This is a genomic window from Planococcus beijingensis (assembly GCF_016820615.1).
In the GTDB taxonomy this organism is placed as follows: Bacteria; Bacillota; Bacilli; order Bacillales_A; family Planococcaceae; genus Planococcus; species Planococcus notacanthi.
On sequence record NZ_JADHDZ010000002.1, the window covers coordinates 200,603 to 212,946 of the forward strand.

At 44.7% G+C, this 12,344-nt stretch carries 14 protein-coding genes; 12 read left to right on the forward strand and 2 right to left on the reverse strand.

Translation table 11 applies throughout. The features are described from left to right. Positions 1-32: 32 nt before the first annotated feature. From sodA to IRE19_RS07235, 11 genes are all read left to right on the forward strand, one after another. A complete protein-coding gene (gene sodA / locus IRE19_RS07185; RefSeq protein WP_191715871.1) occupies positions 33-641 on the forward strand; it encodes a superoxide dismutase SodA in 609 nt (202 codons plus the stop codon). 112 nt (positions 642-753) lie between these two features. Further along, positions 754-2,931, forward strand: a complete 2,178-nt coding sequence (locus tag IRE19_RS07190; protein WP_203339835.1) for a peptidoglycan D,D-transpeptidase FtsI family protein — start codon at positions 754-756, stop codon at positions 2,929-2,931. A 167-nt stretch (positions 2,932-3,098) separates the two neighbouring features. Further along, positions 3,099-4,070, forward strand: coding sequence for a PstS family phosphate ABC transporter substrate-binding protein (locus IRE19_RS07195; RefSeq protein ID WP_203339836.1), 972 nt, complete (start codon positions 3,099-3,101; stop codon positions 4,068-4,070). A 75-nt stretch (positions 4,071-4,145) separates the two neighbouring features. Continuing rightward, positions 4,146-5,072, forward strand: a complete 927-nt coding sequence (gene pstC, locus IRE19_RS07200) for a phosphate ABC transporter permease subunit PstC (RefSeq protein ID WP_191715868.1) — start codon at positions 4,146-4,148, stop codon at positions 5,070-5,072. A 1-nt stretch (position 5,073) separates the two neighbouring features. Next, entirely contained in the window at positions 5,074-5,952 is an 879-nt protein-coding gene (gene pstA, locus IRE19_RS07205) for a phosphate ABC transporter permease PstA (RefSeq protein WP_191715867.1), read from the forward strand. Between the two features lie 28 nt (positions 5,953-5,980). Continuing rightward, entirely contained in the window at positions 5,981-6,793 is an 813-nt protein-coding gene (pstB, locus tag IRE19_RS07210; RefSeq protein WP_203339837.1) for a phosphate ABC transporter ATP-binding protein PstB, read from the forward strand. Between the two features lie 18 nt (positions 6,794-6,811). After that, a complete protein-coding gene (phoU, locus tag IRE19_RS07215; RefSeq protein WP_191715865.1) occupies positions 6,812-7,471 on the forward strand; it encodes a phosphate signaling complex protein PhoU in 660 nt (219 codons plus the stop codon). Positions 7,472-7,687: 216 nt separating this feature from the next. Continuing rightward, positions 7,688-7,837 carry a 50S ribosomal protein L33 gene (gene rpmG, locus IRE19_RS07220; protein ID WP_006830468.1) on the forward strand — a complete coding sequence of 50 codons (150 nt, stop codon included), beginning with the start codon at positions 7,688-7,690 and terminating at the stop codon, positions 7,835-7,837. Between the two features lie 65 nt (positions 7,838-7,902). After that, positions 7,903-8,478 carry a 5-formyltetrahydrofolate cyclo-ligase gene (locus tag IRE19_RS07225; protein ID WP_203339838.1) on the forward strand — a complete coding sequence of 192 codons (576 nt, stop codon included), beginning with the start codon at positions 7,903-7,905 and terminating at the stop codon, positions 8,476-8,478. Beyond that, positions 8,475-8,672 carry a YqgQ family protein gene (locus IRE19_RS07230; RefSeq protein ID WP_191715863.1) on the forward strand — a complete coding sequence of 66 codons (198 nt, stop codon included), beginning with the start codon at positions 8,475-8,477 and terminating at the stop codon, positions 8,670-8,672. The genes IRE19_RS07225 and IRE19_RS07230 overlap by 4 nt, the downstream gene beginning before the upstream one ends. 143 nt (positions 8,673-8,815) lie before the next feature. Continuing rightward, positions 8,816-10,720: an LTA synthase family protein gene (locus IRE19_RS07235; RefSeq protein ID WP_203339839.1), complete on the forward strand. Its 1,905-nt coding sequence runs from the start codon at positions 8,816-8,818 to the stop codon at positions 10,718-10,720. A 77-nt stretch (positions 10,721-10,797) separates the two neighbouring features. On the opposite strand, the gene IRE19_RS07240 is transcribed toward IRE19_RS07235, so the two are convergent. Then, the gene (locus IRE19_RS07240; protein ID WP_191715861.1) at positions 10,798-10,980 is read right to left on the reverse strand and encodes a DUF2759 domain-containing protein; all 183 of its coding nucleotides are present in this window, start codon (positions 10,978-10,980) and stop codon (positions 10,798-10,800) included. A gap of 151 nt (positions 10,981-11,131) precedes the next feature. Here IRE19_RS07240 and IRE19_RS07245 point away from each other — a divergent pair, with 151 nt between their 5' ends. Further along, positions 11,132-11,770: an MBL fold metallo-hydrolase gene (locus IRE19_RS07245; RefSeq protein ID WP_203339840.1), complete on the forward strand. Its 639-nt coding sequence runs from the start codon at positions 11,132-11,134 to the stop codon at positions 11,768-11,770. A 71-nt stretch (positions 11,771-11,841) separates the two neighbouring features. On the opposite strand, the gene IRE19_RS07250 is transcribed toward IRE19_RS07245, so the two are convergent. Beyond that, entirely contained in the window at positions 11,842-12,084 is a 243-nt protein-coding gene (locus IRE19_RS07250; RefSeq protein ID WP_006830462.1) for a DUF2626 domain-containing protein, read from the reverse strand. Between the last annotated feature and the right edge of the window lie 260 nt (positions 12,085-12,344).

Consider the following 12,344-nt stretch of genomic DNA (forward strand, 5'->3'; position numbering starts at 1 on the left):
GTAGACCAATAGACTCAAGGAGGAATTTTATCATGGCATATGAATTACCGGAATTACCTTACGCGTACGACGCACTTGAACCGCACATCGACAAAGAAACAATGAACATTCACCACACAAAACACCACAACACATACGTAACTAACGTAAATGCGGCTTTAGAAGGCCACGAAGATCTTGCTTCAAAATCTGTGGAAGAATTGATTTCTGATTTGAACGCAGTACCTGAAGAAATCCGCACTGCAGTTCGCAACAACGGCGGGGGACATGCCAACCACTCATTATTCTGGAAACTATTGTCTCCAAATGGCGGCGGCAACCCAACAGGCGCTCTTGGAGAAGCAATCAACAGCAAGTTCGGAAGCTTTGACGAATTTAAAGAAAAATTCGCAGCTGCCGGCAAAACCCGTTTTGGTTCAGGATGGGCGTGGCTGGTTCTTTCTAACGGCGAATTAGAAATTACTTCAACTCCAAACCAAGATTCTCCATTGATGGAAGGCAAAACTCCACTGCTTGGCCTTGATGTTTGGGAGCACGCTTACTACTTGAAATACCAAAACAAACGTCCGGATTACATCAACGCTTTCTGGAATGTTGTAAACTGGGAAGAAGTTTCAAACCGTTACGAAACTTCGAAATAATTGTCACGAATTGAAACTTTGCACACACTTTTTCGTCTGAAAAAGTGTGTGCTTTTTTTTATGTGGTGCTATACTGATAAGTGGATATTTTTGCGAAAGGAGAAACCGCCTCATGAAACCGCCTCAAAAAAGACGCGTTTCGCTTGCAAGAGTGAAATTGCAGTCCAATACCGTCTTTCGGATGAATATCCTCTTTTTCACTATCTTCCTCTTGTTTTCTGTATTGATCCTCCGTTTGGGCTTTCTCCAAATCGTTAAAGGAGAAGACTATGCGCGTGCCATTGCCAGGACTGAAGAAGTTCCTGTCAATACCAGCGTGCCGAGGGGGCGCATTTTTGACAGCGAAGGCCGGATTCAAGTCAACAATACACCGGTCAATGCCATTACCTATACGGCGATGCAAACGACCAAAAGAGAAGAAATGCTGACAGTGGCTAAAGAATTGGCCAAATTGATCGAAAAAGACGATGACAAAGTGACACTCCGTGATAAACAGGATTTTTATATACAAATGAACACAGAAAGTGCCAACAAAAAAGTCACGGATGAAGAAAAAGCGGCCATCGCCGCTGAAGACATACCGGAAAAGGAAAAGCAACGCAAGCTTGATGCATTAGTCAGAGAAAAGATCACGGACGAAGAATTGGCTACTCTAAGCGTTGAAGACTTGGAAGTTCTCGCCATATACCGGGAGATGACTTCAGGCTACGCACTGGCCCCGCAGATGATTAAAAATGAAGACGTCTCGGATGAAGAGTTCGCCCGAGTTTCTGAACGGTTGACGGATCCGAAACTCAAAGGCGTCAACACGGTAACCGATTGGAAACGTGTCAAATCGAGTGATTTAACCATACTTGGCAGCACGACCACTCCTGAAACTGGAATCCCCGCCAATAAACTTGAATATTATCTGGCACGCGATTATTCACGCAATGACCGCGTCGGGACCAGTTTTCTGGAGCAGCAGTATGAAGACGTGTTGCAAGGCCAAAAGTCGGTTGTCAAAAATGTTACGGATGGCAGAGGCAGCGTCATCGAAACCATACCTTTAGATGAAGGCAAAGCAGGGAAAGACCTAGTTCTGTCCATTGACAGCGAATTGCAAAGTGAACTGGAAAAAATTGTGGAGGACAAGTTGTTGCAGTTGAAGGCCGGCCCAAGTTCTAAACTGGTCAAAGATGCATACCTCGTCATGATGAATCCACAGACCGGTGAAGTGCTTTCCATGGTAGGCAAACGCCTAGGCAAAGATGAAAACGGCAAACAGATCATCAATGATTATGCGTTTGGCAGTTTTACAGCTTCCCATGAAATGGGCTCGACTGTTAAAGGAGCTACGCTGTTGACCGGGTATTCGCAAGATGCTGTCGAATTGAATGAAGTTCAAATTGATGAGCCATTGAAATTCGCCGGTACAGCTCAAAAGAATTCCATTTTCAATACACGATTATTCAACCGTATTCCAATGACGGATTTGATGGCCATCGAACGTTCTTCCAACGTTTACATGTTTAAAATTGCCATGAAGATTGCAGGAGCGGAATACCAGTATAACCGGGGGCTGTATGTATCGCCAGAGAGTTTTGCAACTATGCGGAATTCATTCGCACAATTTGGTTTAGGCGTCAAAACCGGCATCGACTTGCCGAACGAAGCCACCGGTTATATGGGAGGAACCTCTCCAGGCGCCAAACTGCTCGATTTGGCAATCGGACAGTTTGATACCTATACCCCTCTTCAATTGGCTCAATACATTTCGACAATTGCCAATGATGGATACCGTATGGAGCCTCATGTGGTCAAGGAAATCCGTGAAGCAACCCGGGACGGAGAATCACTCGGCCCGATCGAAACCATTATTGAACCCAAAATCCTTAACCGCATCAACAATTCGCAGGAAGAAATTGAACAGGTGCAAAAAGGGATGCGCAATGTGTATGTTGGCAGCTCAGGATCAGCGCGTGCGCAATTCAGTGATGCACCTTATACTGCCGCCGGGAAAACCGGAACCGCAGAAGTTTATTTCTACGAAAAAGACCACGAAATGAACGGCCAATATGCGATCAATATTGCACATGTCGGTTACGCTCCTTTCGACAATCCGGAAATCGCTTATGCCGTCGTGATTCCATATGTGACAACCGATCCGAAAAACGTCCCGAAGGCGAATAATGAAATTGCCCGGGCTGCAGCGGATAAGTACTTTAAATTGAAAAATAAAGAAGCGCAGGCAGCATCCAATTCAATAAAACCGCCGTACAGCGCTTCAGTTGAAGTGGAAGGCGAATAACCGCAAGCCCCCAGGAACGTCTCAGTATGAGAATTTTCCTGGGGGCTTTATTAATTTGGCGGATTTTCAATTTACAATTTCTTAACATAGCCTTTATATGTTCTCAACAATCAGTCTTTATAGTAGAGAATGTAAACAAACACTAACCTGTAGGGGGAAACAGCAAAATGAGAAACTGGAAATTCGCTATGGCATCAACTATTCTTGGTTCGGCTTTAATTCTTGGTGCGTGCGGCAGTACGGAAGAAAGTACCGGTTCTGGCACAGAAACAGAGCAAACGACATCGGATACAGCTGGAGAAGAAGCAGCTGTTGAAGGAACCGTGTCAGGCGACGGATCTTCTACCGTGGCACCGATCATGGAAGGTATTGTGGAAGAATACGCTGGAGCACAGCCGGATGTTCAAGTGACAGTCGGTACATCAGGGACTGGCGGCGGATTTGAGAAGTTCATCCAAGGCGAAACAGATTTCTCCAACGCTTCGCGTCCAATTAAAGAAGAAGAGGCTGCCAGCCTTGAAGAAGCTGGCGTTGAATACACAGAATTTCAATTGGCATTTGACGGATTATCAGTGGTAGTCAGCCAGGAAAATGACTGGGTGGAAGATCTGACCGTGGAAGATTTGAAAAAACTGTGGATAGAAGACGGCACTTCGAAAAAATGGTCGGACATCAATCCGGAATGGCCGGATGAAGAAGTGGTCTTTTATGCACCGGGAACAGACTCTGGAACATTTGATTACTTCAACGAAGTGATTCTTGAAGATGAAGACCTTGTCAGCTCAGCTACACTTTCTGAAGATGACAACACATTAGTGCAGGGAATTCAAGCAGATCCAAACGCTATCGGATTCTTCGGCTATGCCTATTACGTAGCGAACCAGGATACACTGAAAGTTGTTTCGATTGATGGAGTGGAGCCGAACAATGACACCATTGAATCAGGCGAATATTCCCCATTATCACGTCCATTGTTCACCTATGCGAACAACGCAGCATTGACCGAAAACGAAGCAGCTTACGATTTCATGAAATACACACTTGAAAATGCAGGAGCTATGGCAGAAGCAGTCGGTTATGTAGCTTTGCCGCAGGAAGATTACGATAAAGGCTTAGCAGATTTAGAAGCATTGAAATAAGAACAAGATCCAGTGTAGTTTAATCTGAGGGTGAGCAGCCACTGCTCGCCTTTTGGGGTTGAAAGGGGATTCTATATGCGACCATCTGTGCAGGAAATGATCGCGCAGTCGAACGGCAAGAAAAACAAGAAAGTGATCGAAAAGATCATTCCAATTATTTTATTTCTCATCGCTTCAGTCTCGGTTTTGACATCCATCGGCATTGTTTTGACATTGATTGTGGAGACCGTTACATTTTTCACCCGTGTTCCATTTTTTGATTTTATCTTTGGCACCACTTGGCTGCCATTTTCCAATAAAGAAGCCCAATTCGGCATTTTGCCATTAATCGTCGGTACCTTGAAAGTGACGTTGATTGCTGTCATCGTCGCAGTGCCGATCGGCATTTCAGCAGCCATCTATTTGAGTGAATACGCCAGTGAAAATGTCCGGCGTATCCTGAAACCGGTTCTTGAAGTATTGGCTGGCGTTCCGACGATTGTCTATGGATTCTTTGCATTGACATTCGTGACGCCGGTGCTGCAGGCAGTATTCCCGGAAATCAAAATTTTCAACGCCATTTCACCGGGGATCGTTGTCGGCATCATGATCATCCCAATGATTGCGTCCTTGTCGGAAGACGCCATGTCTTCTGTACCGAAAAGCATCCGTGAAGGGGCATTGGCGATGGGCTCGACTAAATTTGAAGTAGCCTGGAAAATCACAGTGCCAGCTGCGCTTTCAGGAATTATTGCATCGGTGGTTCTTGCGGTATCCCGGGCAATCGGTGAGACCATGATCGTTTCACTTGCGGCAGGCTCCACCCCAAGGCTTGATGGGGATTTTACCGGGTCGATCCAAACGATGACCGCCTATATCGTTCAGGTTTCAAAAGGAGACGCTGGATACGGAACGACCATTTACTATTCCATTTACGCTGTAGGATTCACGCTGTTTGTCTTTACGATGGTGATGAATATCCTTGCCGGCTACGTCTCCAAACGTTTCAGGGAGGAATACTGATATGAGATACATTGAACAACAGACCGTCGTCAAACGGATGAATGGCCGATTGATTGCCAACAGCATCTTCAAATACATTTTTCTGGCAGCGACGCTGATCGCCTTATTGGCATTGGTGATTTTGCTTTACCGGATTGTGACGCAAGGGGCGGGGCACTTATCGATCGAGTTTTTGACCAACTTCGCTTCCCGCTTCCCCGAAAAAGCCGGCATTAAAGCGGCTCTCGTCGGATCCTTATGGCTGATGTTGGTGGTCGCGCCGACTTCCATCATTCTTGGTGTCGGTTCAGCCATCTATTTGGAAGAATACGCAAAACAAAACCGCATCACTACGTTTATCCGGATGAACATCTCCAATCTGGCGGGAGTTCCGTCCGTGGTTTTCGGTTTGCTGGGACTGACCATTTTCGTCCGTGCACTGGCACTCGGAAACAGTGTATTAGCCGCCGGTTTTACCATGAGTCTATTGATCTTGCCGGTGATCGTCGTGGCGTCGCAGGAAGCAATCCGTTCTGTGCCGGGTGAATTGCGTGATGCCTCTTACGGCATGGGTGCAACAAAATGGCAGACCATCGTCAAAATCATCTTGCCTGCCGCAATCCCGGGCATTTTGACTGGCAGCATTTTGGCGCTGTCGCGGGCAATCGGTGAGACAGCTCCTTTGATTGTCATCGGCATTCCAGTTATCATTCAGTTTTTGCCAGCAGGTGTTATGGATACATTTACCGCGCTGCCAATGCAGATTTATGATTGGTCCAGCCGTCCGCAGCAGGAATTCCAGACAGTGGCAGCAGCTGGGATCATCGTATTGATGGCCGTCTTGCTGTTCATGAATTCCATTGCTGTCATCATCCGCAACAAATTCGATAAACGTTATTAAGGCAAATTATGTGGAAGGGGTTCTGCAAATGACCACCATCGTTACTAAGAAACCACCAATGGAGAACACAATGACCGAGCCTGCAAAAAAGGCTGTCTATGAAACAAAGCAACTCAATCTTTGGTATGGCAGCAACCATGCCCTTAAAAATATCGATTTGGAAATTATGGAAAATGAAGTGACTGCTATTATCGGGCCTTCGGGCTGTGGCAAGTCGACTTATATCAAAACCTTGAACCGCATGGTAGAGTTGGTGCCTTCAGTGAAGACATCCGGCGAAATTCTCTACCGCGGACGAAATATCTTCAACCACGACTATGGAGTGGAAGAACTTCGCACGCGGGTGGGGATGGTTTTCCAAAAACCAAACCCATTTCCGAAGTCAATTTATGACAATATTGCTTATGGGCCGCGCATTCACGGCATCAAGAATAAGAAGATTCTTGATGAAATTGTCGAGAAAAGCTTGCGCGGGGCTGCCATATGGGACGAAGTGAAAGATCGTCTGAATGAAAATGCTTATAGCATCTCCGGCGGCCAGCAACAGCGGATTTGCATCGCGCGCGCCTTGGCAATCGAACCTGACGTAATCTTGATGGACGAACCAACTTCTGCGCTCGACCCAATTTCAACCTTGAAAGTGGAGGAATTGGTCCAGGAGCTGAAAAAAGACTATAGCATCATTATTGTGACGCATAATATGCAGCAGGCCGCGCGGATTTCAGACAAAACCGCATTTTTCCTCAATGGGGAAGTGGTCGAGTATGACCATACAGATACGATCTTTTCGAATCCTTCGGACAAACGGACGGAAGATTACATTTCAGGGAGATTCGGTTAATGACAGGAGGCGGAAATTTTGTCGGTACGTGAAAAATTCGATGTTGAATTAAAGACCGCGCAGGAAGAATTGATTGTTTTGAGTACGATGGCGGTCAATGCCTTGAGCAAATCCATGGAAGCATTGGTAACGCAAGACGTCGATGCAGCGCTTGAAGTGATCGAAGACGATAAAGACATCAATCAGATGGAAGAGTTCATCAACGACCGGGTTATTTTATTGATTGCCAAGCAATCTCCAGTTGCCACCGATTTAAGGCGCTTGATTGTGACGATTAAAGTGGCTTCGGATATGGAGCGTGTTGGGGATTATGCAGTCAATATCGCGAAAGAGACCATTCGCATCGGCAAGCAGGAGTTGCTGCCGCAAATCGGGCATATTCAGCAGATGCAGAAGTTGGCTGTGGCCATGCTGCGCCAGGTCATTGATGCATTTGTCGAAGAAGACATCGTCAAAGCAAAAGAAATTGCCGAACTCGACGATCAAGTAGATGAATTGTACGGTGATGTGATTCGCAGGCTGATGCGTGAAGGCGGAGAAAACCCCGAGAAGCTCAGCCAAATCACCCAATTGGCGTTTATCAGCCGCTATATGGAACGGTCGGCTGACCATGCCACCAATATTGCGGAACAACTGTTTTACCTGGTCCGCGGACAGCATTACGATTTGAATAAATAAGAGAAAGCATTATTTGCAGGCTTAGCGTTCTTTTAAATGGCCTCTGCAGTAAGAACATTTGCCGGGAGTAAAAAGCTTCTGGCATTTTTTTTATTTAAAAGCTTCAATTTAGTGGGATTTTACAGTAGACTTTGCTTTGAAATATGCTATAATAATTAAGTCGTATAGATCACGCTTATTTATAAATGATCTTTGAAAGAATTAGGAGGGATACCGATGCGTGTTAACATCACTTTAGCTTGTACAGAATGTAGCGAACGTAACTACAGCACTGTTAAAAATAAGCGCAACAACCCTGAGCGTCTTGAAATGAAAAAATATTGCTCACGTGAAAAGAAAATGACAGTACACCGTGAAACAAAGTAATAACATTGATTGCCAAAACCTGCAGAGGTTTTGGCTTTTTTCTTTGTAGAGGAGATGGTGCTGATATGGAAAAAATTTCTCAGCGAAAAAAAGTACTCGCTTTGCTCAATCAAATGACAGAAAAAGAATATAGAAGAAAGTCTGAGGCGATAATCAGCCGGTTATTGGAGGATCCTGCATTTTTAGCAGCGGAAACCATCGGCATGACCATTTCTGCATATCCAGAAGTGGACACACTCGATCTAATGGAAAAATGCTGGGCAGCAGGCAAAAAAGTGGCGGCCCCGAAATGCCATCCGGCTACGAGGGGGATGGATTTCCGGATCATCGACAGTTTAGATCAGCTCGAAGTTGTTTACATGAAGCTGCAGGAGCCGATTGTTTCAGCAACTGTATACATAAAACCGGAAGAAATTGATCTGTTGATCGTACCGGGTGTCGTCTTTTCGAAGGAAGGTTATCGAATTGGCTTTGGGGGAGGCTATTATGACCGTTTTTTGGCCTTTTACAAAGGGGAGACTCGCTCTTTAGCCTTCGACTGCCAGATAGCGGATGCGATACCAGTGGAAGTTCACGATATGCCTGTACAGGGAATATACACCGAAAGCGGTTTGATTGATACGGGGGCGGTGGACAAATGAAAAACTTATATGATGTTATGCAGTTACTGAAGCGCTACGGCACGATCATCTATACAGCTGACTATAAAGCGGATCTTGAACTGATGGAAGATGAAGTCAAGGAACTGTATCGCATGCAGTTTATTTCGGCTAAAGAATTCGCATCGGCCATGCTTATTCTTCGCCAGAAGAGATCAGAATATGATAAGAAATAAGTTCGATTAACGAAACTTATTCGTAGTTCATTCGTCTAGAATAAGGGTGATTACTTCATATGCTATTAAAAATCTCTTATACTGTATTATTATGATGTAATCTCAACTACTTTTAGTCAACCGAATAAGGAGGCTGTGCGGGAATGTTGAAAAAAGAATGGCCTAAGCATTCAATACTGGCAATAGCCATTGTCGCAACATGGCTAAAAACATATATTGTTTATAAGACCAGTTTTTCGATCACCATTGACAATGTTTTACAGGAATTCATCTTATTTATCAATCCTTTGAGCATGCTGTTGTTTATCTATGGGATATCACTGTTCTTTAAAAGTGAAAAAGCCAAAAATCGTTATTTGATTGCTGTAGCAGCTATTACATCGATCGTCCTTTATGGAAATGTCGCCTTTTACCGGTTTTTCAATGATTTCATCACCTTGCCGGTATTGTTTCAGACTGAAAACTTCGGCGATTTGGGATCAAGTGCGGCTGCCAGTATTTTTTGGACGGACCTCTTGTATTTTGCAGACTTGGCCATCATTTTGCTGGCGATCAAATTCATTTCAACTAAAACGGGTATAGCTGCTTCTACATCGGTCCAGCGCAAAGCCTATTATGTCTTGGCGCTAGCGGTCCTGTTCTTTAACTTGGGGCTGGCTGAAGCTGAACGTCCTCAATTGCTGACGCGCAGCTTCGACCGGGAGATGCTGGTGAAAAACCTGGGGATGTACAATTATCATCTATACGATATTTACATCCAATCCAAATCTCAGGCCCAACGTGCTTTAGCGGACGGCTCTGAATTGGTGGAAGCCAATAACTATGTTCGTGCCAACCAAATCGATCCTTCAGAAGATATGAAAGGCATTGCCGAAGGGCGCAACTTGATTGTTGTGACATTGGAATCACTGCAGAGCTTCACCATCAACAGTGAAATGAATGGACAGACCATCACGCCATTTTTGAATTCGCTGACAGAAGATGAAGATACGATTTATTTCGAGAATTTCTACCACCAGACGGGATTGGGGAAAACTTCGGATTCGGAGTTCTTGCTTGAAAACTCCCTTTATCCATTGAGTGGCGGTGCGGTTTTCTTTACGCACAGCGGGAATACCTTCAATTCCATGGCTGAAAGCCTCAGTGAAAATGGTTATTCAACAAATGTACAGCATGCCAATACGAAGAGCTTCTGGAATCGTGATATTATGTACGAATCGATGAATATCGATAAATTTTATGATATCGAAAGCTTTGAAATTGGCGAAGGTGAAGCGGTCAACTGGGGAATGAAAGATATTCCGTTCCATGAACAATCGGTCGAACACATGACTGAAATGCAACAGCCTTTCTACAGCCGTTTGCTGACATTGACGAACCACCATCCGTTTACATTGGATGAAGAAGATAAATTGATCGATGAATACGATTCCAATTCAGGAACCTTGAACCGTTATTTCCAAACATCGCGTTATTTGGATGAGTCAATCAAAGTCCTGTTTGAAGAGTTGAAGGAAAAAGGCCTATACGAAAATTCGATTATCGTCATGTATGGGGATCATTACGGAATTTCCGAGAACCATAACGAAGCCATGACCCAATACCTGGGAGAAGAAGTGACGGATTTCACATCTGCTGAATTGCAGAAAGTACCTTTCTTTGTGCACATTCCCGGATATGGGGAAGGCTATGTTGACGATGAAGTCGGCGGCCAGATCGACATGCGGCCGACAATCATGAATTTGATGGGCATGGACACGTCGAAAGATATTCAGTTTGGCGGCGACTTGTTCTCTGAGGAGCATGAAGAATTTGTCATCTTCCGCGATGGACGCTTTGTGACAGATGAAGTCGTTTACGCAGGAAATGTCTGCTATGACAAAGAAACCGGTGAACCGGCTGAACAGGAACTGTGTGCACCGTATATTGAGCGGGCGTTTACCGAACTCGAGTATTCCGAGTCGATCATCAATGGCGACTTGCTGCGTTTCTACGATGAAGAAGACGGGCAGTTGACCACGATTCCAGACGTCGAACTGGAACAATAAAAAGAGAGAGCGCTTTGCGCCCTCTTTTTTTTTGAATGAAAAAAGCCGAGCGTTTGACGGCATCGGCTTTTTCTTGATTAATGAAGTGCTGGTGGATAACCTTGCGTGATAAGTGTTGCAATAGTGAAGCCGCCAAAAATTACTAACGTCCCAAAGTTAAAAAGAAAACCGAGGATTTCTTTGTTTTTAAGCGTTTGTAATGTGCCGACAGCTGCAAGAATTGCAATAAGGCCAAAAATAACTAGTAACATCCAACTCATCGATGACACTCCCTTCAACTTAAACAGCCAGTGCCGCTTTGTTCTCTTTATATTGTAAAGATATTCCGCTGTTTTGTCGAGGACAAAAAGTGTCAGTATGTTGACAGTCCTTCCGGTGCATCATGGTATAATTGGGCAGAGGTGAAAGAAAATGCTGAAAATCGACCAAATGGAGCTGGGACCTGTCCAGACCAACTGTTACATCATCTCGGATGATCAGAAAGAATGCCTGATTTTCGATCCGGGAGAAGAAAGCGCAAAGATTCAGGCGCTGGTTAAAAAGAAAAACTTAAAACCGATCGCCATTTTGCTTACGCATGCCCATTTTGACCATATCGGGGCAGTGGATGATATACGGGAACATTATTCGATTCCGGTCTACCTCCACCATCTGGAAAAGGAATGGCTAAGCCGGCCGAATTTGAACGGATCTGGAAAATACGGAGCGTTGCCGGATTACCGTATCAAAGACGCGGATGTATTATTGGCTGATGAAAAACACCTGCAAATCGGCTCATTCCAGATGGACATCTTCCATACGCCCGGACATTCCCCGGGAAGCGTCAGTTTCTCTTTTGGAAAAGAAGGTTTTGCCATAGTTGGAGATACACTTTTCCGCGGAAGCATCGGACGGACAGACCTTATCGACGGCTCTGAGAAAAAACTGCTGCAGTCCATCCAGGACTCGTTGCTGACACTTCCCGAGCATATGATTCTATATCCCGGTCACGGCCCGGAAACGACGCCCGAACAGGAAATGAAGAGCAATCCGTTTCTTCGTGGATTGTAAGGCATGTAACTAAAAAATAAAAGGTGCATCGGATTTCTCCGATGCACCTTTTATCATTGAATTCGTATTGATTAGTGCCCAGCACCAGGAACGTGGATGAACGTAGAGTAATAAGTGAAGCCTACGAAAAATACTGTCAAATAGGCGCCAAAAATATACAAATACATGCGTTCAGAAATATTTAAGAATCCAAGAAGAACAAAAAATCCGGTGTTAGCGACCATTAATAAAGATACTTCAACCATATCGCCTACATAAAAGAGAACTGCAAATATACCAGTCCACCATCCCATTAACTTGAACATATTATTCATGGGTAATCCCTCCTTTGCCACAACACAATAATCTCTCATTCATTATATAGGATAGGCAGTGAATGTGTAAACAGCGAGTTGGTCTTTCTTTGTGACAAACACGTGTACGGCTGTTTTCATCATTGTCAGGATTCTCGCAAAAATTTGTGGATCCGATTTCAGAAGCCGTGGCTGACTGCTTCAAATCTCGGATTTGGCGTGAATCCGGGGAGCAAAATTTTATTTTGGCCAAAACTATTCCTTTCTGAAAACCAGCTGGT